Source organism: Thalassoroseus pseudoceratinae, from assembly GCF_011634775.1.
Classification (GTDB): Bacteria; Planctomycetota; Planctomycetia; order Planctomycetales; family Planctomycetaceae; genus Thalassoroseus; species Thalassoroseus pseudoceratinae.
The window spans coordinates 789,972-813,133 of the sequence record NZ_JAALXT010000001.1 but is presented as its reverse complement, the minus strand read 5'-3'; the positions used below and the strand labels follow the sequence as shown (position 1 = coordinate 813,133).

Sequence of the window (23,162 nt, the reverse complement as noted above, 5' to 3'; positions counted from 1 at the left end):
GTTTTCTTCAGACATTATGCGTTGTTCCCCGGCAGTACTCCGCCCAGTTCTTCGTGGGGACGTGGAATGACTTGAACGCTGACGACTTCGCCGATTTTGCTAGCGGCGGAAGCACCGGCATCGATCGCAGCTTTGACCGCAGCGACATCGCCGACGACAAAGGCGGTCACGAGACCACTACCAACTTTTTCCCAGCCCATCATTTGGACATTGGCTGATTTCAACATGGAGTCGACCGCCTCGACAAGGCAGACAAAACCTTTAGTTTCGATCATTCCCAATGCTTCCATTCGATTCGCCATGAGTGCTCTCCAGTATTGGTGAAGTTGTTGAGTTGAGTTCGAGAAAGTTGACAATTAGTCGCCGCAATCAAATAGCTTTCATTTTCAGCTGCGATCTAGCGTTGTAGATTTGAAATTAGGCAACTTAGTTTCGGCGTTAAGGTGTGCGATTCGAAGTCGCTAGTGTGACTGGCATCCACAGGTGGCTGGCTTGACTAGTTCCACATTCGTCGCGTGTTCAAGGTTCGCCGCGTTGCCTTCGTCGGTGTCGAGGTGGACCTCAAGTTTGATGTTCTCTCCGGCACGAACCACGAGATTTTCTAGCGTTGTGGTACAACCAGGAGACTCAATCTTTAGGTGGAGTTCGTCGCCGTTTTTAACGTTGTAGTACTCCAGGTCATTTGGCCCCATGTGGACGTGCCGCATGGCTCGAATGACACCTTGATCTAGGTCGACGACTCCCTTGGGACCGACGAGTATGCATCCCGGTGTGCCTTGAACATCTCCACTAATGCGGACCGGAAGGTCGATACCGAGTGAGATGCCGTCCGTGAAGGCAAGTTCGACTTGGGAGTCACCACGACATGGGCCTAGCACGCGGACATTCGGAATCATTCGCCGTCGTGGACCCACGACAGCGACGGTTTCCTCAGCGGCGTAGTAGCCATCTTGATAGAGGTCTTTCGACGGTGTCAGGTCGTCTTTGCCAAACAGAATCCGCACGTGCTCGTGGGTCAAATGACAATGTCTCGCTGAAATATTGACAACGAGCGGGTTGCGGGTGCCGGTCGGAGTTGTCGTTTGAAGTCGTTTTGAGACCACTTCTCGCACGAGACGTTCGACATCCGTCCGTGAGATGGGAGAAGCTATTTGAGACATATAACACCGATTGCTGAGCGAACAGTTGCGTATACAAGGTGGAAACTAATGCTAGGCGTCGACTATTACGAGTTCGACGTCAGATTGTTCACAGGTTTTTTTCCAAGGGGCTCTGACGTGCGAATCAGTGACAATTTTGTTGACTTCACTCAATTCGCAAAGATGTGTCAGTTCTGAGTGGCCAAATTTAGTGGAATCAGCGGCGACAATAATTTCGTCGGCGACCGACATCATTTGGCGTTCCGTCTCCACAAGAAGGACATTGCTGTTGAACAGCCCTTTCTCGGTAATCCCCCCGGTGCTCATAATGAGCCTCCGAGCGGAAATTCCTTTCAATCCGTCGATTGCAATGGGGCCAAGACAAACTCCTGTCTTGGGGTACAGGTATCCTCCGATGATGACCAACTCGATTCCCGGGTGATTCGATAACAATGACACGATTGGCAGCGAATTTGTGACAACCTGGATTTCCTTCCCGATGAGTTGTCGAGCAACCTCAAGTGTTGTTGTCCCACCATCCAGTAGGACCGTTTCATTCGGCTCGATCTGAGCCGCGATGAAGCGTGCGATGGCGTATTTTTCGTTCGATGCTTGCTTCTCCCGGTCGTCGAACGTTGCGAGCGACTCCCCGGTGAAGGCCGCACCACCACGTGTCCGTCGAATCGTTCCACAGCTGTCAAGATGTTCCAAATCTCTCCGGACCGTGGATTCGCTTGCGTCACAGAGTTCCGATAGCTCTTGAAGTGACACAAATCCTTTGTTTTCAACAACTTTAAGAATTTGCTGCCGACGCTGATCGACGAGCATTCACTCGTTCCTTCGAATGGTTCTAGGGCTTAAAGCGTATAATTTGCCATTTTGAGTGCTGTGTATCAAGCAATTCGTGTCAAAAAATGGCAAATTGTATCAAACTTCTTTGGTGGCGAGTTCTCGGGGACCTCGTCTCACCGAATACATAGTCCCTTTTTGCAAAGTGTGAGTCCGGAAACTTTGCGGTCTTGTGGGAAAGTTGCGGGATTGTGCCGGTTAGGGACTACGTTTGGAATAACCGCGCGAACCGGTGTCCGCTAGCGTTCGATCTGCGATGACGCGGTTCTCGGTTCTGGGTTCCGTGATCGAGATCGCTGCAACCTTGCTTGTTGAAGTGCGCGAGAACTAGAATTCGCGCGGCCATGCTGGGGCTTTGAGCGTCCCGAGAGGGGGCGATTGGACAGTCCATGTCGAAGTCGCAGAGCATCGGTCGTTTCGCGTCAAACTTCGGGAAAGACGTCGTTCACCGAGGTTTGGCCACAGAATTCAAGTTAAGGGCAAGTTGAGAAATGCGCGACAAGACACGGTTTCTTCAGCAGACAATCGAACACGTTGAAATTACTCAGCACGATGTACGGCCACTTGTGGCGTCGTTCCGTCATTCCGCGTTCTCGGCCCGCGATTTGTACCGTGCCGCGGATATCTATGACAAAATGATGCAAGATACGGAGTGCGGCGTCATTCTTTGTCTCGCGGGTTCGCTCGTTTCCGCAGGATTGAAACGTATTGTGGTCGATTTGGTTCGGCACAATATGGTCGATGCTATCGTGTCGACCGGAGCAAATATCGTCGATCAGGACTTTTTCGAAGCGTTGGGGTTTCGTCACTACGTGGCCGAGGATCGGCTCAAGAGTGGATTGTTCGATGATGAATTGCGGAAACTCGCGATCGACCGAATTTATGACACCCTGATCGACGAAGACGAACTCCGCATTTGCGACGATACGATCATGCAGATCGCCGATGGGTTGGAGCCGCGTCCGTATTCATCGCGGGAGTTCATTCAGGAAATGGGAGCCTGGCTGGAGAAGAATGGCCGAACCCAGACGGACAGCATTGTGTTGGAGTGCTATCGAAAGGGTGTCCCGATTTTCGTCCCCGCGTTCAGCGATTGCTCCGCTGGTTTCGGGCTGGTCGCACATCAAGCGAAGCGTGCGGAGGGCGAGCATTTGGGGATCGATAGCGTGAAAGATTTCCATGAGATCACACAACTGAAAGTCCAATGTGGCGACACTGGACTACTGATGATCGGTGGTGGGGTTCCGAAGAACTTTGCTCAGGATGTTGTCGTAGCCGCTGAGATTTTGGGGCACGAGGTTCCCATGCACAAATATGCGGTCCAAGTGACTGTTGCCGATGTGCGAGACGGAGCCTTGTCGGGCTCGACTCTCAAAGAAGCCTGTAGCTGGGGGAAAGTCGATATTGCCTATGAGCAAATGGTGTTCAGCGAGGCGACGTTGGCGTTTCCGCTCATCGCTGGGTACGCATACCATCAAGGCAACTGGCGGAATCGGCCCGAACGGCGTTGGTCCGCCCTGCTCTCTCCTGCTGCGACCGGGACCAGCTGAGTCAGCGGCGAATCGGCCCTCGAAGAGTTCGTCGCTGGCCTTGTGATGCAGTCAGCGACGAATTCAAGATTTTCCGGAAATGAGTTGTTGAACTTGTTTTGGCTTGTCGTTTCTTGACTCTGGCAGGCCAGCCAACGATGCAGCAACAAGACCTCTCTTGAAAGGGTAATTCCGTGAAACATAATCGAGAACAGCGGGTTCGAGACGCGATTCGGCGTACGGCGATTGCCGTCGCTGTTTGTTTTTCTCTGTCGGGGATCGCGTATGCTCAAGGTGGCTGCCGCGGTGGCGGAGGTGGCGGTGGAATGATGTCGGCGGCTGGTGGTGGACCGCCTCGTGGCATGGGCATGTCGGGAATGGGCGGGCAGTCCGGGGGCGGGAACATCATGCAAATGATGCAAGTCTCACAACAGATGCAGGCCCAGCAAATGCAGGCTCAGCAAGCTCAACAAATGCAGATGCTCCGCATGCGTCAACGTCAGATCCAAGAACAGATGCAGGCGGCTTCCGGCCAATCGGCAACGCAATCAACTCTGTCGAATGCAGCAGCGTTCAATCCCGGTTTCGGTGGACTGAACTCATACGATGCGTCAATCCGACGACGTCTGCCAGGCTACGACCAACCAACGGCACGAGAACTTCGAGAGCAACGCCGTGAACGCCGAAGAGCCGCACGATTAGCCAGTGCTAATGAGTGACGAATAGTGACATGGGCAGGCTTCGTATCAGTCAATCCCCCGAGTCTGTGCTTCACTTTCCTCGCGAGATGGGGTGGCAACGTCCGAGTGGTGACCGGGTCGGTTGAAATTCGGGCGTTTGCTTACGCTTCTCGGAGGCGTTCGACACGCGGCGAATTAATCTCGGGCTGCGGATCGATCGGTCGGTACGCGTTGTCGGCATCTCAGTATATGGTGATGGTTCGGGAGCCGGTGCGGGGGCAAGACTTGGAGGAGAGACAAGCTGTTCGTGGGATTGGACCGAGTCAGGGCTTTCGTGCAGTATGCCATGAGTGGTTTTGCACGAATCGCACCAAAACGGTTCATGTCCTGCCAACCCGCAGCCGATTGCAGCGGTGCCTTGGGCTTCCAGAAGTGAGACTTCCGCCTGCTTGCACGCGAAGATCGCGGACAAAAGGTTCGACTCCGCTTCGATCCGGCTCAATTCCGCCTGCTGAATGTCGAAGCTGGTGATATTTTCGTCAACCTCTCGTTTTCGACGAAGCTCGTCAATTTGTTGGTTCCAACTCGCAACGCTTTTGTTGGTGTAGTTCCAACGCTGGTAAGCCGCATCCCATTCAGCTAACGCTGCTCGGACTTCACCACGGACCGACTGCTCTCGATTGTTTAGCAAGACCACCAGTTGCGTCGTCCGGACCTCGATGTTCCGCGTCTGGCAGAACTTCGTGAACGGCTTGATGATGAAAACTGTCTCACTGAGTTGCCGCAGAAAGTCGAGTTCCGATGCAGTCCCGATGCTTGGTTCCGCCTGCTGTAATGCGGCGATGGCCGCTGATAAGGTTTCGGACCGCATTCCGTGTATCAGCACCCGCAGCAAACGTAGCTCTGGTCGAAGGTGCATCGCGGTTTGGAGTGCATTCTCATGTCCGGGGGGCGAAGTCGCCTGTACAGTGAGTGAACCGAAGTTTGGCATCGGTGAGCCGGGTTCTTCACCGAGGAGCGTCTGCAACCGAGCCCATCCCTGTGTGAGCTGACCTTCGATGTCACTCATCTGCTGGCGAATCTCTAGCTGCTGGCGTTCCAGATCACCAAGACGGATGTCAACCGCGAAGCCACGATCAAGAATTCTTCGGGCATCAGATTTCATGATCTCTACGGCCTGCAAACTCTCCTGCAGAAATTTTAATTGAGATTGCCCTTCGGCGAGCTGGTAGTAGATTTTCAGGGCCGCCACCGACGCTTCGTTGCCACGAATCGCTGCGCGGAGCATCAGCAATTGTTGAACCTGATTGGCCACCTCTTCGTTGATACAACGCGACTTCGAAGTTTTTTCAAAGGCGAACTGACGCTCGATTTCGATCAGTTGAACCGGTGCTGAAGCGATTGCCGCCTGGCAACGGACGTCTTCCGCCGTGAGCATTGATCGCTGCGGGACATCAATCGGGACGACAACCTCTGGCTCGGTGACAGAGGATTCATGGTTGACTTGTCTGATCGCGTACTTCTTGGATGTTCTCACCGGACGAGTCGGTGGTTTCGTCGCAAGCACGGTACCATGCTGGACACGCCGCGAATAGATGGGGTGACGGTGTACGACACGCTGCCGCGCCAGTGCTGTCGGCTCACCGACCGCATGGATTGCAGGTCCAACGCAGCCTACCAAGCTCAGTAGGCATGAGCAGGCCAATGGCATCGCAAATCGACGATTCGATTCAACGGTCATGGTCGATCTGGTAGTCGATGCCCGCATCATCTGGCAATCCTGCGTTTTCGGCCCGATGGTGAGTCCGAAATATGCTTGGCTGTCTCAACGCATCCTGTGATTCGTCTCAGTTTCCAGGAGAAGAGCTATTCCCGTGGAACCAAATTGCATATTGCGGTCCGGTGCTGTTCTGAAAATCGGTTACTTGAGTTTCGGTCGGTACAGTTTTGTCGATTCTGCGGGAAATCTGGCCGACAGTTCCTCGCAAGGTTGGCAAGTTTCCCCAAGACTTTGCACTTTTTCTGGTTTGCGTGAACTTCCTTGTTTGCGGGAAGTCCCACCCGATTTACCATGAATCCGTGAACGGCATCGGTCGTCGGCGATTTCGTGGGGCTCCTGTTCGTCAAGTTGCGGGCTGCGATGTTGCCGGGCTTATTCGATGCCAGCGAATGGTTTCAAGCTTCCTTTCATCTGATTCTTTGTTGAATCGTGCATTCATATTTTGACCACGTGTCTTAATAGATTTCGGCGTGTTCTATGCGTTATTTACTGCCATTCCTCATCGGTCTGGGGCTTGGGGCGGCCGGACTCGCCCTTTGGAATTCCAGCGACGCAACTCCCGCGAATGATGCGGAGTCGGCAGAACTTCCGTTTTCTGATGGATCAGGACAGAGCACGCTTGGTCGATCGGTGGTCGCTGTCGGACGCTTGGTTCCGGCTAACGGAGTCATCAGCATCTCCGGTCCACCGGAAGGTCGAATCGTTGAAGTCCTTGTGGAAGAAGGGGAGTCCCTGAAGAAAGGGAGTCCCTTGGTCAAACTCGACACCGAGTTAGCAGATTTGGAACTTGATATTTTACGCGCTGAACAACAGACCGCGCAAAATCAGGCGGAGGCTGCAGTCACAGCGGCTAAAGCACAGAAGGAAGCGGCGGAACTCCAATTACAACAAGCTCAGTTGAGCAATCCGCAGATTGATTCTCAGCAGCAAGAGATCTCAGTACTTGAGGCAAATCTTGACGCGGCCGAGAAATCGTTGAAGAAAATGCAGGAGATCCCCGATCTCGTTCCATCCCAAAAAATCGAACAGCAAGAACAACTCATCCGCTCAACGCGGGCTCAACTCAAAGTTGCCAAGAACAACATCAAGCAACTCGAAGTCGGGAGCCAGCAAAAAATTTTGCTGGCTCAATCCGAACTGAAATTAGCGGAAGCGAACTTGGTGAAGGCCGAGAACGCATACTCCAAGGAAGCATTTGAAGCACAGATCTCAAAAGCTCAAACGCTCCTTGATCGCATGACCATTCGTTCGCCAATCGATGGCACTGTCCTCCAGGTTGCACTGAATGAAGGTGATACCATTGGGCCGCGACCAATCATGGAAGTCGCGAATTTGAATCCAATGTACTGTGTTACCGAGGTCTATGAGTCGGACCGCAGACTGATTCGAGAAGGCATGTCGGCGAAGATCACCAGTCCAGCGATTGGCGGCAGCCAAGATTCGTCAAATTCAGGTTTGACTGGAACCGTTGTCCGCGTTGGTCAAATGATTTCGCGAACAACACTCGACAATCTGGACCCATTCAAGCCGCAAGATAAGCACGTTTTTGTTGTTGAAATCAAACTCGACGAAGACAGTCAACGGGTCGCAAGAGAATTTATCAACCTGCAAGTTGAAGTCGAAATCGAAACTGATGAAACACGATCGCCAACCAATTCCGAAAATACCGATCTCTCATTGAGTGCGGTTTAGATGCTTGGGCATCGTAGGCTGAGGAGTTATTAATCGAGGAACGTCCGAATCGTCCACGATTCAATAGTACCGCGAATGTTGTCGGAACGATTCTAGTTTTCTGTAAGCCTCCTACCGAGTTTTCAAATGCCAGTATGGTTAGCATTTCGAAACTTAGTTCAAAGCAAAGTCCGAACCTTAGTGGGTATCGCGGGGGTTTCGTTCGCAGTCGTTCTTCTTTTCTTTCAGATCGGTATGGTGCTGTCGGCTTCTCGAACGGCAACTCTGGTCTATCGGGCTCTCGATTTCGATTTGCTGATTCGATCGAAAGCGTATGTTGAATTCTCAGATCCTAGAAGTTTTTCGGTCCAACGGATGCGTCAAGCGGATTCCATTTCTGGGACGCAGTCGGTCGTGCCGGTCTATTTAGGGACTGGAGAGTGGAAACATCCGACCGATCCCCGCTATCGAGCAATTCAAATACTTGGTTTTGAGATCGATGACCAAGTCTTTAATCAACCTCAAATTTTGGCGAAGGTAGATCGTCTTCGGCTGCCAAAACATGTGCTGATTGATGAGCTTTCCCATCCAGGTTTTGGCAAATTCCAAGAGGATTCTAACTCCGACACTCCGCGAACGACAACGTGGTTGAATGATCAGATTGTTGAGGTTGCCGGCGTGTTCCGATTAGGCGCAGGGTTTGGTGCCGATGGTACGGTGTTGGTGAGCGAGCGTGGTTTTGAACGGCTCTACCCTGGTCGGAGTCGAAATGAAATCAGTTTAGGATTAGTCCGGCTCGATCCGGGAGTCAATGAAACTCAAGTTCTAGAGAGTATCCGAGAACAACTCCCGACTGGGGACGGTGGCGATGTCGAGGTGCTGACACGAGAGCAAGTGCTCGAATATGAAACTGCTCTTTGGTTGTGGCATACGCCGCTGGGTCTCATTTTTATTATGGGAGCTGGCATCGCATGTGTGGTGGGGATTGTCATAGTCTACCAAGTGCTGGCTAGCGATGTCGCGAACCGACTACCAGAGTACGCAACGTTGAAAGCGATTGGATATCGAGATCGTTTTTTAGCAGCTGTTGTGATCTTCCAGGCCGTGTTGCTTGCGGTGATGGGCTTTCTACTTGGATGGGGAGGCTCTGTGATTCTCTATCGCATTACTCGCGAGATGGCTCGCATTCCCGTGGAAATGACTGTCCCACTTTGCATGGGTGTCGCGTGTGCGGCAGTCCTCATTTGTGTGGGTTCTGGATTAGCCGCTCTGAGTAAACTTCGAGCGGCGGCTCCGGCAGATTTGTTCTAATCTCCGTGTTGTTGGTCAACTCTCATCGCTAGCTAGTCAAAGATTGTTTCCAGCGAATGTTCCAAAGACGTGTGCCATTGGCATGGCGAAATTTAGTGCATAACAAACGGCGGCTAGTGCTGTCGGTTGCTGGGATTGCGTTTGCTGTGGTTCTTATGTTCACACAACAAGGGTTCTACTACACGCTATTGGACAGCACCGCTGAGCTAATCCATCGTATGGACGCAGACTTGGTATTGATTAATCCGCGGCGACGGATGTTGACAACACCCCAACCCTTCGAGGAACGCTATTTGTTGCAGACATTGGGGCATCCAAGTGTTGCTGATGTTGAGCCTGTCTATTTGGAGTTCTTGCAGTCGAAGCTTCGGACGGGGAAACAGTCTCCAAGACTGATTCGAGTGATCGCGTTTGATCTTGAACAATCAGCGGTTCGTTTTCCATCGCTGACGAGTGAGATGCTCGCCAAGCTAGATGACCCGGGGACCGCGATGATTGATCGGCGGTCCAAGTCAAAGTATTTTCCCCTTCCTTTAGATGATGTGAACGCTCTTCAGCAAGCTAATGTCGAGTTGAACAACCGTCGGTTAGAGATTGTGGGGACGTTCGATCTCGGCACGGATTTTATTAACACCGGGAATCTCTTGATGAGTTCACAGAACCTTGCAGAATTCTTTCCGGGGCGGTTGGGGCGTTTTGGTGATCCGCTTGAGACGATCGATGTCGGACTGGTCAAACTTCATGCCGATGCAGATCCTGAAACGGTTCGAGATGAACTTGCGGGAATTGTGCGAGTCGATGCTAGTTTGTCTCGGCGTGAGAATCCCGTGCGAAAAGTGGAAGTTCTCACGAAACAACAGTTCCTAGAAAGGGAACAAGAATATTGGAGAAAAGGGACACCGATCGGTTTTGTGTTTACTCTTGGTCAAGGACTTGGTTTTTTTGTCGGGATTGTCATTTGCTATCAGATTATCTTCTCCGGGCTTTCTGATTTGCAGGCTGAATTTGCAACGGTGAAAGCCATCGGCTATCGAAATCGGTTCCTTGTCGGGCAAGTTTTTGCGCAATCAATCTATCTTGCGATTTTTGGTTTTATTCCCGGTTGCCTCGTGAGCATAGGATTGTTTCATGTGCTGTCGTCGGAGACAGGGCTAATCATGGAGATGGTTGCCAGTCGGGCCATGTATGTGTTCCTTGCAACTGTTGTGATGTGTCTTGTTTCCGGATGCTTGGCCGTTCGGAAGATTCTTCGTTTAGATCCCGCTGAGTTGTTCTAGGACTATCTGCCGCCGTCGCGACTAGTTCTTGGTTCACTGGTTTTTGTGTTTGACGTTCCTATGACAGGTTTGGCTGTGATGGACAGGTTGAGAGCGATTCTTCCAATTTTCGACAGGATGTATTGATAATGTCAGTTGAGAATCCACAGACTCTAGATGATGCTCTGATTCCTCCTCCGCCGGAACTCGGGGACGGAGTGATCCACGTCTCCGGTGTCAATCACCATTATGGCGAAGGATCAACACGGACGCAGATTCTTCGTGACATCAATCTTGATGTTCGTTCCGGGGAAGTGGTGATCGTCAAAGGTCCGTCGGGGTCTGGAAAATCCACGCTGCTAGTTCTCATCGGTACGCTTCGGGGATTGCAAACGGGGAGTATTCAGATCGACGGGACCGAGTTGTTGGGGGCTGGAACGGAAGAAATTCTGAATGTTCGGCGAAAGATTGGTTTCATCTTCCAAGCGCATAACTTGTTCGGTTCGCTGACGGCTTATGAAAATGTGAAGATGGCGTTGCAGTTGTCGAATGATCGAAGCGACGAACGGAAGCGAATCGAGCAACTCTTAACCGATCTCGATCTCGGTCACCGGATCTATTACCGGCCGAAATCTCTTTCGGGCGGGCAGCGTCAGCGGGTCGCGATTGCGCGGGGCATTGTTCATAAGCCTCGAATCGTTCTAGCGGACGAGCCGACTGCCGCTCTTGATGCCAAGACAAGTCGGATCGTTGTGAATAAGTTGCGAGCGCTGGCAAAGGATCAAGGCAGTGCGGTTGTGATGGTGACCCACGATAATCGGGTGATGGATATCGCCGACCGTGTCATTACTGTTGAAGATGGTGCTATTAAAAGTGATACACACATCCGAGAAACGGAATTGATCTGCCGTTTTCTCGATAAAGTTCCGCTGTTCCAAAATGCGTCACAGGCCCAATGGCTGGCTGAGATCGCTGCGAAGATGCATCGCGTTGATTTTCAGAATGGGGAGAAGATCATCCAACAGGGGGACGATGGGAAAGCCTTCTATCTTATTCGGAACGGGAACGTCTCTGTGCGTCGGAATGGTGATCAACCCCAGCAGGTCGCCAAACTCGGTGAGGGGGAATACTTCGGCGAAATGTCGCTCGCAAAGGATCAGAAAACCAATGCGGATGTCGTCGCGGATGGCAAGGTTGTTGCCTACGCCCTAGGGAAGTCTGACTTCAAAGCCTTGCTGAAGAGCAGCCATGCGTTTGACGAGGAAGTCCGCCGCGTGATCTACGCTCGGCAATAGGGACAATCCTTTTGACAAGGCAGATATTGCTAGACCGAATCTCGTTTTGATCCGCGGACTAGCATTTTGTTTTCGCAGGCAAGTCGTGACTTGAGAACGCGATTCTAGCTCGGAACTCGTGCGTGTCGCGTCCTTGCGTTTGGTTACTTGCTAGCGGTGAGCGACTCGGATTTTCTCTCATCCGGGTGTGTCGGTAGTTCTCGGCCGAGTTGGTCAAGTATATACTTCTGGAATACGTATATCCGTTCTTCTCGCGTTCCAATCACTCCCCGGTGGTTGCTGACTTCGAGTCCTCGTTGTTGGTCGGCGAAGACTTCCCAATCTTCGAGCTGCACTTGTTTCATCGTGTTCTTGGCGAACCGGCCGGATGCCAATGCCAGCAGCTTCGCTAACGGTCCCCTCTTGAGTCCGCGGAACGAGTACATCCGAAGATTGATCTTGCAGGTTGTCGGTGACGTTGGCAGATACGTGAGGACATAGGAAAAGATGTCTGTTGTCACAAAGATCAGGTTCGGGTGAATGTGTTGGTGAATATAGAGATTCGTTTTCTCTCCACCGAGCCACCGAACGATGCGACCTTGCCAGCGGTCGACACGGGGATCTTCACCTGAGTCATAGTCGAGTTGAGTGTAATTCGGTTCCAGGATATGGTCGGACGCGGCTTCACTCGGATAGATTCCCCCGAAAGACTTGGGGTGAAGTTTCGGGATATGATACGACTCGAGCGTATTCTCGGCAGGAACCTTCCAATTGCACGGGCATTCGTATTCCCAGACGTGCAGAAGTCGCCAAGCAGGAGTCGAAAAGAAACGATTGTTCCGCTCGAAGACTGGGCCGAGATACTCTTTCAAGGACGGCGGATCGTCCGTGAGTGCGAGGAACAGAAGATCCCCGCAATTCTCAAGTCGATATTTCTTGATTCGGGAATTCTCGCGGTCCCAAGGCCGGAAGCAGCGGGCATCGGGAATGCGACCGGTGAGACCTTCTTGGTTGTACTCCCAGCCGTGATATTGGCAGGCCATCGTCGGGGTGTTGCCACGACGTTCATGAGTCAACAGGCAATGCCGATGAGCACACACGTTCTCGAAGGCGTGAAATGTACCGTCGAAGTTTCGAACTTGGACCGGATGACCGAACAGGTCAATCGTGAGATAGTCTCCCGAGTTTGCCAGTTCAGACCGTGTGCCGACGAATTGCCAACTCGGCAAGAACAGCTTTTCAAGTTCCGCCTGGTGTTGTGTCGGTGATCGATAGTCGTCGGAACTTAGTAGATATTGCAGATGCGTTTGATTGACAAACACCACGACTCCTATTCAGTTGGCTCGGTGTTGATCGTGGAATTCGCAGGAAACCCGCCCGCTATTTCATCGGATTTTGTGAGTCTACTTCTTCATGTCACCGCGAGCATCACGAACTTCGGATTGCACGACTTGCGGAAGTTTCGAGATCAGTAGGTTGCGGCCATCGAACCAGCCTTCCGGTTCGGAAAAGACGACATGCACTTCAATAAACAGGCCATCTTCGTAGTCTTTCAACTTGGTGACCTTGATGTACATCCCTAAGTGTTCGTACGGGTGCTTTTCGCCGGTCGGTTTGTTGCGGACTAGGCTTTGCCAGTAGTTCGGGAATTCAGAATCGCCATTGAATTGCGGAGCCAGCTGCGTGGCGAAAACGAGTGAATCGTCGGTCTGGCTCCAGTAGGTTCGCACGGCGGCGTTGATCATCACTCGGTTGATGAGTTCTCGTTGGATGTGCCCGTAACGCTCATGCTTGGGGTCAATCTCGTCGATGCCACGTTTTTGAAGGTCTTGCTCGTCGATGGTTTTCCAGTCGTCCTCGGCTTTGCCGTTTTTGGCTAGCTCATCGAAGTCGCCGTACGCAACGAAGTAGACGTTGACGAATTTCGCTTTGGCGTTGGCTTTCGGGCAATCGACTTCTTTGATTCGCTTGAGGATGTGCGGGGCGAACAGGGCCTTGCGTGTGAGTCGATCCAATGGAACCGCTCGACCGCCAATGGCTTCCATGATCTTTTTTTGCTGTTTGCCGGTGAGATTATCGTCCATCATGGGAGCCGGCAGCTTGAACGGTTCCTGCTCCCCAATGGTCAGGCCGGTCTGTCGGAGTTCGGCATATACAGGATTGTGAGCGATATGGTTGGCATCGGCTGCTCCATCCGCGGAGAGGAGCGCGGCGGTCAGGCAGAGTAAAGATGTCATGATTGACCCCAAGAAGGTGAATTTGGCGGGACGGCAAAGTCTACGTGGCAGACACAGACCGTTTCTACGGTATTGTGGTGCCGTTTTGCCTATCTTCAACCTTATCGGGCGCTATATCCGTCGGCAAGACCGCTCGAAGTCTTCCGCGTGGCCGCCGACCAGAGAGCCTGTCGGAGACCTCGTTCCAACGTTTGTAGGGATTCGGCATTCAACGCGGATTGTCCGGCTAAATCGGCCAATGACTTCGTGAACTGAACGGTCATCCGGCCCTTGGGAGGTGATTTGACCGCAAAGGCGTTGTCCGACGGAATGCCAACGGTGAACTCACGTCGATCGACGTATAAGAGACAGTCGTCGATAGCGTTGCCGCGTAGCCATTCCATATGCGTGTTCACGCCGAGATACTGATTCCGTTCGTCGATGTCGATTCCGAACGAGAGCGTTTCTAGGCGACCTGTGGGGGCATCCACGAGCAAGATGTGTCGCATGATCGCAGGTCGATGCCCCTGCCCTCGCACCATGACCGCGTGGGTGTCGATCACAGCCATTGTGGGTGTGTGGGCACGCAAACGGGCCATCATTAGCTTTTCGTAGCAGGTTGACAACAAGATTCCCTCGAGGAAGCCGAACTTCACGCCGAATCGGTTTTTCGTTTCGGGGGTGATGACGGTGTCTTGACCGCGAATACTCGTGCCCATTCCGATCCCAATGTTGCCAATCTCATACTGATTCTGACCATCGGAATTCGTTGTGGGACGGACATTGGCCGCCACGGCGGTGAAGACCAGGCTCGACATACGATACGTTTGCTTATTGACTTTCGAGCGGTGCTCGGGGTGGATCCGGGGCATGCTCTTCAACACTAGATGCGACCACCCATCGGGAGCGGTGTTGCCGACAACGGTCCCCGGTTTCAAAAGGACCAGTCGAGGTGGCGGATATTCAGGCCGGTTCACTACATGCAGCTTCGGTTCCTGAGCGGCCGCAACATGCTTCGAGTTCGATCGAACGGGGCTGGCCGAGAGTTCCTTCGGTGTAACGTTGTCCTGAAGCAACGCCCCCGTCGCGATGAGACAGGTGGCTGCAATGCCGAGGATCGTTGAACGTCCGTGCAATGGCATGGTTGCGGTTCCTTGCACTATCAATTTTGGCATGAGATTCAACGGCTCCCGGACGGCGGAATTAACTGTCCAGTTTGCAGCGAAGCGTTTGTTGCAAGTTCGCCGTTTCAAAATTCCCCTGAGTTCAACAGACCAAGGGATTGTGTGTGGCTTACCTAGAATAACGCATTTGGTCAATACGGACTTTGTCTGTGCGTCGTCCCGCAACGTGTTGTCTTTTGACAACACACCCGCAAGGGCTGAGCGAACAACGCCGTTCCGCGACAACGTTCTTTAGGAATCCTACGAAAAGCTTGCGTGAGGTCGGTATGTAGCGTAGCATCATGGGACAGGGGAACTAGGTAAAGTGGGACGGATAGAACAATCCCGATGGGTCGTCGGATTGTTTCCGTCAGAAGTTTCGGACCGGGAATCCGCAACTTCGTGAACAATCGTAGCTGCATCAGTGAGCCGACACATTCGGCTCTCAGGGGTTATCTAATGGACTTAAATGCTCTCTTTGTGTTGACGCCAGCTGGCGAATGCGATCCAACTATGGCAATCGCCGCATGTCGCGCTGGGGCTAAAGGAACGCTCGATCTCGAGTACGTCGCAAACGCTGACGCAATCGGGGAAGCCTTGGGAAGGCTCAGCCGATTCGGTCGCGGCGAATTTGGGGTCAAAATCGGGCTGGCACAAGTGCCCCAACTTGACCATCTTCTCGAATCCTCGCCTGAGAGTCTCGCTTGGGTTATCATCGCGGGGGGCGTGGATGCGAGTCAGAAAGACGCGGTCACGAAGCTTCGCAATCGCGGTTTGAACATCTATTTCGAAGCAACGAGCGTTGCCGAAATGGAATGGGCCGAGGAATTGAAGGTCGATGGAATCATTCTGAAAGGGAATGAATCCGGTGGTCGCGTTGGTGAGGAGACGGCTTTTGTTCTCCTGCAGCGTTGGCAACATCGCTTGGCAACGCGAGAGAAAGAAACCATCTCACTCCCGATTTGGGTGCAAGGTGGGATTGGTCTCAACACCGCCGCCGCATGTGCCGCCGCCGGTGCAGCCGGTGTGGTTTTGGACGGTCAACTCCTGCTGACCCGGGAATCGACGCTTCCTCCGCAATCACGCAAGCTGATCGCCGCGTTCGACGGTGGTGATACCCTCTGCCTGGGTTCACAACTTGGGGAAGCCTACCGAATCCATAAACGCCCCGGCAGCAAAGTGGTCGAGCAGCTCAACAAGATCGAGCAAGACTTGATCGGCTCCGAGTTGAGCAGCGGCGAAAAACTCACCGAGTGGCGAAATGCGATCCGTGAAGCCGTTGAATCGGCTCCTGTTGGTCAGTCTGTGTTCTTGGGGCAGGATGCCTGCTTGGCTCAGTCGTTGGCTGAGGAACACTTCACTGTCTCCGGTGTTCTTCAGGCTGTTGTCGAGCAAGTTCGTAAGAATTTGGACTCTGCTCGAGACTTGCAGCCGCTCGGCGAGAATTCACCGTTCGCCGAAAGTCACGGGATTCAGTTTCCGATCCTGCAAGGTCCGATGACGCGAGTCAGCGATACCGCCGAATTCGCGAACTCTGTTGCGGAAGCCGGTGCATTGCCGTTCTTGGCTCTGTCATTGCTCCGCAAGAATGCGGTCGTGAAGTTGCTGGATGAGACAAAGAAACTCGTCGGCAACAAACCGTGGGGAGCCGGTCTGCTGGGCTTCTTGCCGCCGGAAATTCGCAAAGAGCAAATGTCGGCTCTGCTTGCCAACAAACCGCCGTTTGCATTGATCGCCGGTGGACGACCGGACCAAGCGCAAGAACTCGAAGACGAAGGCGTGCCGACGTACTTGCACGTTCCGTCACCGGGCTTGCTGACGATGTTCCTCAAAGACGGTGCAAAACGATTCGTCTTTGAAGGCCGCGAGTGTGGTGGACACGTGGGGCCGCGTGGCAGTTTCCTCTTGTGGGAAACCATGTGCGGCTTGTTGATGAATCACCTTGGTGAGAAAGGTCGTGGCGAGGATTTGCACGTCGTGTTTGCCGGCGGCATTCACGATGACGTTTCCTGTGCGGCTGTTGCTGCAATGTCGGCACCACTCGCCGAACGTGGGGTGAATGTGGCTGTGCTGATGGGCACCGCGTATCTCTTCACGAAGGAAGCCGTCGAGAGCGGTGCGATCGTGAAGAAGTTCCAAGATGCCGCCGTCACCAGCGGTGACACAGTGCTGCTCGAAACCGGACCTGGACACGCAATCCGCTGCATCAACACTCCCTACTTTGAACACTTCAACGCCGAAAAACGGCGGTTGCAGAAGGAAGGCAAGACGCCCGAGGAAATCACGCGGGCTCTCGAGTGGATGAACATGGGGCGATTGCGGGTCGCGTCCAAAGGCGTCGAACGGCAAAACGACGAGACCGGTGCCTCGAAACTCGCCGACGTCAGCGATGATGACCAACTCGCTCGCGGCATGTACATGATCGGCCAAGTCGCCGCCATGCACGACCGCGTGCTGACCATGCAGGAACTGCATGAAACCGTCTGCCTTGGCGGAATGAAACGGATCGAGCAACTCAAGCCGACCATCATTCGCGAAGTGCCACAACAAAAACCGAGCGATATTGCGATCGTCGGGATGGCGAGTTTCTATCCGCGTTCGATCAGCGTCGAGGAATACTGGGAAAACATTCTCAACAAGACGTATGCCGTCACCGAAGTCCCGGAAACGCACTGGGATTGGCGACTGTACTACGATCCCGATCCACGTGCTCCCGATAAGAGTATTTCGAAGTGGGGCGGGTTCATGGGGGATGTGCCGTTCGAGCCAATGCGGTACGGCATCACGCCGAAGAGTGTCGACTCCATCGAACCGCTGCAACTCCTGCTCCTCGAAGGAGTGCGACATGCCATCGAGGATGCCGGTTACGAGAACCGTCCGTTCAACCGTGAGAAAACCTGTGCGGTCGTCGGCATCGGTGGTGGTGGGGCTCCGTTGTCCGTCGCCTACGGTTTCCGAGCCTGTCTGCCGTTGTTCTCGACGGTGCCGGGGTTGGACATCGACCACGAACAACTCGTCGAAAAGAGCAACGCCGTTCTACCGGAATGGACCGAAGATTCCTTCCCTGGTTTCTTGAACAATGTGACTGTCGGCCGAGTTTCGAACCGGTTCAACTTCGCCGGAAAGAACATGGCGATCGACGCGGCTTGTGCATCGTCACTGGCAGCCCTGTATGACTGCGTGTGGGAACTCGAAAGCGGCACCAGCGATGTGGCGTTCGCGATGGGAGCTGACGCGGTGATGACGCCGTTCGCGTTCACCGCGTTCTCGAAAACTCACGCCCTCTCCGCCCGCGGACAGTGCAGCCCATTCGATGCCGCCGGTGATGGCATTGCATTGAGTGAAGGCGTTGGCATTGTGATGCTCAAGCGTCTCGAAGACGCCGAACGGGATGGCGATACGATTTACTCGGTCATCAAAGGCGTTGGTTCTTCGAGTGACGGTCGTGAGAAAGGTCTCACCGCTCCGAACCACTCTGGTCAGGTGCGGGCACTCAAACGGGCCTATGAGAAGGCGAACATCTCGCCGGAACGCGTCGGTTTGGTGGAAGCTCACGGTACGGGAACCGTCGTCGGGGACCACACCGAAGCCAAAGCCCTGATCGAAGTCTTCCGCGAAGGCGGAGCCGATGTGCAATCGACTGCTCTTGGTTCAGTCAAGTCGATGATTGGTCACACCAAGTGTGCGGCTGGGGTCGCCGGGTTGATCAAGTCCGCGAAGGCGTTGCATCACAAAGTGTTGCCACCGACGTTGGTGGAGCGGCCGAATCCGAAGATCAACTTCGAAGAAAGCCCATTGTATCTGAACTCCGATCCACGACCGTGGGTGCATGGCGGACCTGAACCGAGATGTGCCGGCGTGAGTGCCTTTGGTTTCGGCGGCACCAACTTCCACACCGTCTTGGAAGAGTACACCGGCGAATATCGGGAAGAAACGCCACCGTCTATGCGGCATTGGCCGGCGGAATTGTTGGTGTGGCGTCGTGGTTCCAAAGAGGAATTGCTCAAAGCTGTTGAGAAGGTCAATCAAGCCATTTCGACAACCGCTGTGCCGAAGATGGGCAAACTCGCGGCGACTTTGTGGAAAGCGAATACGGACGACGCGAGTCATCCAACGCTCGCCATCATTGCCTCGACCGTGGACGATCTGAAAACGAAGTTGCCCGAAGCGATTGAAAAGCTGAAAGGCGATGACGAGTCGGTTCAGGATCCACGCGGAATCTACTTCTCCGAAAAACCGGCGGCTCGTGGTGGCAAAGTCGCGTTCTTGTTCCCAGGACAGGGTTCGCAATATCCAAATATGCTTTCGCAAGTCGGGATGAACTTCCCGGAAGTGCGTCGCACGTTTGACACCGCGGAACGCACCTTGTACGGCAAATGGGCGAAACCGTTGGGGCGGTTCATCTATCCGCCGTCGACGTTCACGCCAGAAGAGGACAAGAAAGTCCGCGAAGCTCTTGCGAACACCGAAGTCGCACAGCCCGCGTTGGGAGCGTCTGGACTCGGTATGTTCCGGTTGCTCGAAGCTCTCGGGATCGAGCCCGATTTCGTTGCTGGTCACAGCTACGGTGAATACGTTGCCTTGTGCGCAGCGGGCGTGATTTCCGAAGAGGACCTGTTCCGCATCTCCTACGAACGCGGTCGTCTGATCAACGAAGCCGCCGGTGAAGACGCCGGTAGCATGGTGGCGATCGACGCCGATGCCGATGAAGTTTCCAAACTCATCGAAGGCATCGAAGGTGTATGGCTGGCGAACTTGAACTCGCCGACGCAAACCGTCGTTTCGGGAACGGCCGCTGGGTTAAAAGAACTTCTCGCGAAGTTGCAGGAACAAAAAGTCCGCGGTCGACAAATTCCGGTCGCATGTGCGTTCCACTCCGAACTCGTCGCCGATGCGGCTCGTCCGTTGGCGAAGGTTCTCAGCGAGACGAAATTCCATACGCCCAAACAGACGGTGTTCTCGAACACCTTGGGCGATGCCTACCCGAGCGATGCCGACGCGATCGCCTCGACTCTCGCCGATCATTTGGCGTCTTCGGTCCAATGGCGACCGGAAGTCGAAGCCATGCACGAAGCCGGTGCGAGAGTGTTCATTGAAGTCGGTCCGCAGGGCGTATTGACCAACTTGGTCAAGCAAACGCTCGGCGACGCTCCGCACATCGCGGTGCCGACCGATCTGAAAGGTCGAGCGGGTCTGGTGCAGTTCCAGCACTGCTTGGCTCAGCTTCTTGTTAGTGGCGTCCCGATGGATTTGGGTCGTTTATATCGCGATCGTGAGCCGGAGACTTACGAACTTTCGCGGCTGGAGAAAGACGCCAGCATTCCGTCGTACTCACCCATGACCTGGATGGTCAACGGCGTGCGTTCTCGTCGTCACAACGAACCCGAACCTTATGTATTGGGACAGCCCATGAAGGACAGATTGCCATCCGCAACAGGCGGATCCCCGCCGCCGCCCTCCAACGGGTCGGCACCGAAGAATGGAGCGGCCCCCGCGGCTTCCTCTTCGTCACCAACGAATGGTCATGCACACACAAACGGTGCCAGCCAACCGGTCGCAGAGACCAATGGACATCACCCGGAAACGAACGGCCATTCGAATGGTCATTCCAACGGGCACGCCAATGGCCACGCTTACCCCGCACCGGCAGCGCCGCAACAACCGGCTCAATTGCCAGCCCAACCGCAACCGGCTCCCGTGCCGATGCAGTATGGCCCGGCGATTGATGAAGCCACCGTGGTCATGCAAGGCTTCCAAAACGTGATGGGGAAATTCCTCGACACGCAACGCAGCGTCATGATGGCCTACATGCAAGGTGATGCCGGCGAACCAATCCCGGCAGCGAGCTATCCCGCTCAGCCGATGATGATGCCGCAACCACAACCGCAGTACGCTCCGCAGCCACAGCCGCAAGCGTATCAAGCACCGGCTCCCGCTCCGCAACCGCAGCCCACGCCACAACCGGCACCGCAGGCTGCTCCCGTTGCCGCTGCTCCTGCTCCTGCTCCTGCAGCACCGGCCCCGGCTCCAGAGCCAAAAGCCGAAACCAAACCAGCGACGGAAACGGGCTTGGCGAAAGCCAAAGAACCGACCGTCACCGAACCGGCTCCCGCTGCGTCCACCGGACTCAGCCGTGAGTCGATGGCCGATCAACTTCTGGACTTGGTCAGCGAACGCACGGGCTATCCGAAAGACATGCTCGGGCTCGACCTCGATCTCGAAGGGGAACTCGGTATCGATTCCATCAAACGCGTCGAGATTCTCGGAACGCTCGCGGAAGGTATTTCGGCCGAGAGCGATGCCGACATGGAAGACGCTTTGGACCTTGAACAACTCACCAGTTTGCGAACCCTCCGGGGCATCCTGGATTACCTCGATGAGGCTCTCGTAAACCCCACGAAGCCCGCGTTGTCAGCTGAGGACACCGCGGGTTCCCGAAACGAGGATGAGACCAGTTCGGCCGCCGGGATGGCAGCGAACGGGTCATTGACTGATCAATCCGCACCAACGGAATCGGAAGAATCTGCCACCGGCGAGATTCAACGCGGATTGGTCCAATTGGTCGACGCTCCCCTGCCAAATGGGGCGGGGGCGGTTGTCCCGAGTGGCACGGTCATCGTCACCGACGACGGACGCGGCATCGCACCAGCGGTCGCCGCGAAGTTGGCCGACTTCGATGTCAACGTGGCCATTGTGCGGATGTCCGGCGAAGGGGCGAAGGGTTGGACGGCCGACCTGACCGATCCCGACGAAGTTGAAGACCTGCTTAAACGCATCCGCGAGGAAGCCGGTTCGCTGGGTGGTTTGATCCACCTCATGCCGCTGGCGGAAATCGCGAACGATGGTGGCGACTGGGCCGAACGGGCTCACCGCAATGTGAAGTCAATGTTCGTGCTGTCCAAAGCACTTGGTGAAGAACTGCGGATCATCGGTGAAGACGGTGGAGCGTTCATTCTCTCCGCGACCGGTCTCGGTGGAACCATCGGTTTCGGTGACGATCATCTCCCCATGACGGCTTCCGCCGGTGACGGAGCAGTGATCGGCTTCACCAAGACGCTCGGCTCCGAATGGCCGGAAGTCATGGTGCGTGCCGTTGACCTTGATCCTACCGAAGACCCAATCGAGTTGGCGGACCACCTGCTGAACGAACTCAACGATCCGGAAGGACCGTTGGAAGTCGGGCATCGTGGAACGAAACGGGTAACTTGGGAACCGATTCGCTCGGAACTCGACACCACCGTGGAACCAGAAATGGAACTTCCCAGCGGTGCCACGATTCTGGTGACTGGCGGTGCCCGTGGGATTACCGCTCGGATCGTCGAAGAACTGGCGAAACGACATCAACCGAATGTGGTGATCGTCGGTCGATCAGAGCTGCCATCGGCGGAAGAAGAAGCTGACACCGTTGGCATCGAAGGCCAAATGGAAATCAAGGCCGCTTTGATTCAACGATTCAAAGCATCCGGCCAAGAGTTCAAACCGGTCGACATCGAGAAAACGTATCAACAGCTACTTCGTGATCGGGAATTGCGGGAGAACCTCGCAAAGATTGAAGCCGCCGGAGCCACGATTCACTACCGAGCCTGCGATGTGCGGGACGCCGATGGAATCGCGGCACTGTTCACCGAATTGGAAGATCAGTTTGGTGGAATCGACGGTGTGATTCACGGGGCGGGCGTCATCGACGACAAGTTCGTCAAAGACAAGCAACCCGAGTCGTTTGATCGCGTGTTCCTGACCAAGGTTGAAAGTGTTTCGATCTTGCTGAAACACCTGAACCCGGAACGGTTGAAGTTCTGCGTGTTCTTCGCCTCGATCGCCAGTCGCTATGGCAACCGTGGTCAAGCGGATTACGCCGCCGCCAACGAAGTCTTGAGCAAACTGGCCTTTGAACTCGATCGTCAATGGAAAGCCCGCGTGACGGCAATCTGCTGGGGACCGTGGGGCGAAGTTGGCATGGCTTCGCATTTGGAGAAACACTTCGTCAAACGCGGTTTGTTCCCGATCCCGCCGCAAGTCGGATCGCGAATGCTCGCCGACGAACTCCTGTTTGGCCAAAAAGGTGAAGCCGAAATTCTGGTCGCCGGTGGTGAGGAACACGAGTTCCAACCCCGCCACAGCCGACAACATCCCGACGCACAACCTGCCACTGCTGGCTAAAGGCGTCGGTGAATTCCTGGTGAACGGTGAGAATTGCTGCGACTGATTCGAGAGAATTGGTCGCTGCGGTTCTCCCGTGAACTATGCTTGCTTACGAAGATCAACGGAATCCAATCAAGGTCCGCGCCACGATG

At 54.4% G+C, this 23,162-nt stretch carries 14 protein-coding genes; 7 read left to right on the top strand and 7 right to left on the bottom strand.

The genetic code is table 11. The features are described 5' to 3' along the window. Positions 1–14: 14 nt before the first annotated feature. The 3 genes from G6R38_RS02920 to G6R38_RS02910 form a co-directional block, all read right to left on the bottom strand. A complete protein-coding gene (locus tag G6R38_RS02920; protein WP_166820171.1) occupies positions 15–302 on the bottom strand; it encodes a BMC domain-containing protein in 288 nt (95 codons plus the stop codon). 159 nt (positions 303–461) lie between these two features. Then, the gene (gene pduL, locus G6R38_RS02915) at positions 462–1,160 is read right to left on the bottom strand and encodes a phosphate propanoyltransferase (RefSeq protein ID WP_166820170.1); all 699 of its coding nucleotides are present in this window, start codon (positions 1,158–1,160) and stop codon (positions 462–464) included. A gap of 51 nt (positions 1,161–1,211) precedes the next feature. Next, entirely contained in the window at positions 1,212–1,967 is a 756-nt protein-coding gene (locus tag G6R38_RS02910) for a DeoR/GlpR family DNA-binding transcription regulator (protein WP_166820169.1), read from the bottom strand. A gap of 512 nt (positions 1,968–2,479) precedes the next feature. Between G6R38_RS02910 and G6R38_RS02905 the strand changes: the two genes are divergently transcribed. Further along, entirely contained in the window at positions 2,480–3,538 is a 1,059-nt protein-coding gene (locus G6R38_RS02905) for a 1,9-bis(guanidino)-5-aza-nonane synthase (RefSeq protein WP_166820168.1), read from the top strand. Positions 3,539–3,711: 173 nt separating this feature from the next. Beyond that, on the top strand, positions 3,712–4,236 hold the full coding sequence (locus tag G6R38_RS02900) for a hypothetical protein (protein ID WP_166820167.1): 525 nt from the start codon (positions 3,712–3,714) through the stop codon (positions 4,234–4,236). 52 nt (positions 4,237–4,288) lie between these two features. Here the strand turns inward: G6R38_RS02900 and G6R38_RS02895 are convergent, their stop codons facing one another. Next, the gene (locus tag G6R38_RS02895; protein ID WP_166820166.1) at positions 4,289–5,734 is read right to left on the bottom strand and encodes a TolC family protein; all 1,446 of its coding nucleotides are present in this window, start codon (positions 5,732–5,734) and stop codon (positions 4,289–4,291) included. A gap of 720 nt (positions 5,735–6,454) precedes the next feature. Here G6R38_RS02895 and G6R38_RS02890 point away from each other — a divergent pair. The 4 genes from G6R38_RS02890 to G6R38_RS02875 all read left to right on the top strand — a co-directional run bounded on the left by G6R38_RS02890 (position 6,455) and on the right by G6R38_RS02875 (position 11,510). Beyond that, positions 6,455–7,669, top strand: coding sequence for an HlyD family secretion protein (locus G6R38_RS02890; RefSeq protein WP_166820165.1), 1,215 nt, complete (start codon positions 6,455–6,457; stop codon positions 7,667–7,669). A 126-nt stretch (positions 7,670–7,795) separates the two neighbouring features. Next, positions 7,796–8,959, top strand: a complete 1,164-nt coding sequence (gene devC, locus G6R38_RS02885; protein WP_166820164.1) for an ABC transporter permease DevC — start codon at positions 7,796–7,798, stop codon at positions 8,957–8,959. Positions 8,960–9,015: 56 nt separating this feature from the next. Continuing rightward, positions 9,016–10,236: an ABC transporter permease DevC gene (devC, locus tag G6R38_RS02880; protein WP_240928044.1), complete on the top strand. Its 1,221-nt coding sequence runs from the start codon at positions 9,016–9,018 to the stop codon at positions 10,234–10,236. A gap of 128 nt (positions 10,237–10,364) precedes the next feature. Further along, a complete protein-coding gene (locus tag G6R38_RS02875) occupies positions 10,365–11,510 on the top strand; it encodes an ATP-binding cassette domain-containing protein (protein ID WP_166820162.1) in 1,146 nt (381 codons plus the stop codon). A gap of 143 nt (positions 11,511–11,653) precedes the next feature. Here G6R38_RS02875 and G6R38_RS02870 read toward each other — a convergent pair whose 3' ends face one another. The 3 genes from G6R38_RS02870 to G6R38_RS02860 all read right to left on the bottom strand — a co-directional run bounded on the left by G6R38_RS02870 (position 11,654) and on the right by G6R38_RS02860 (position 14,847). Continuing rightward, positions 11,654–12,811 carry an aromatic ring-hydroxylating oxygenase subunit alpha gene (locus tag G6R38_RS02870; protein ID WP_166820161.1) on the bottom strand — a complete coding sequence of 386 codons (1,158 nt, stop codon included), beginning with the start codon at positions 12,809–12,811 and terminating at the stop codon, positions 11,654–11,656. A gap of 81 nt (positions 12,812–12,892) precedes the next feature. Then, on the bottom strand, positions 12,893–13,726 hold the full coding sequence (locus tag G6R38_RS02865; protein ID WP_166820160.1) for a hypothetical protein: 834 nt from the start codon (positions 13,724–13,726) through the stop codon (positions 12,893–12,895). A gap of 101 nt (positions 13,727–13,827) precedes the next feature. Continuing rightward, positions 13,828–14,847 (bottom strand): hypothetical protein, encoded by a 1,020-nt coding sequence (locus G6R38_RS02860; RefSeq protein WP_166820159.1) that lies wholly within the window; start codon positions 14,845–14,847, stop codon positions 13,828–13,830. Between the two features lie 480 nt (positions 14,848–15,327). Here G6R38_RS02860 and G6R38_RS02855 point away from each other — a divergent pair, with 480 nt between their 5' ends. Continuing rightward, complete coding sequence (locus G6R38_RS02855; protein WP_166820158.1) at positions 15,328–23,028, top strand: type I polyketide synthase; 7,701 nt, start codon at positions 15,328–15,330, stop codon at positions 23,026–23,028. Positions 23,029–23,162 lie beyond the last annotated feature (134 nt).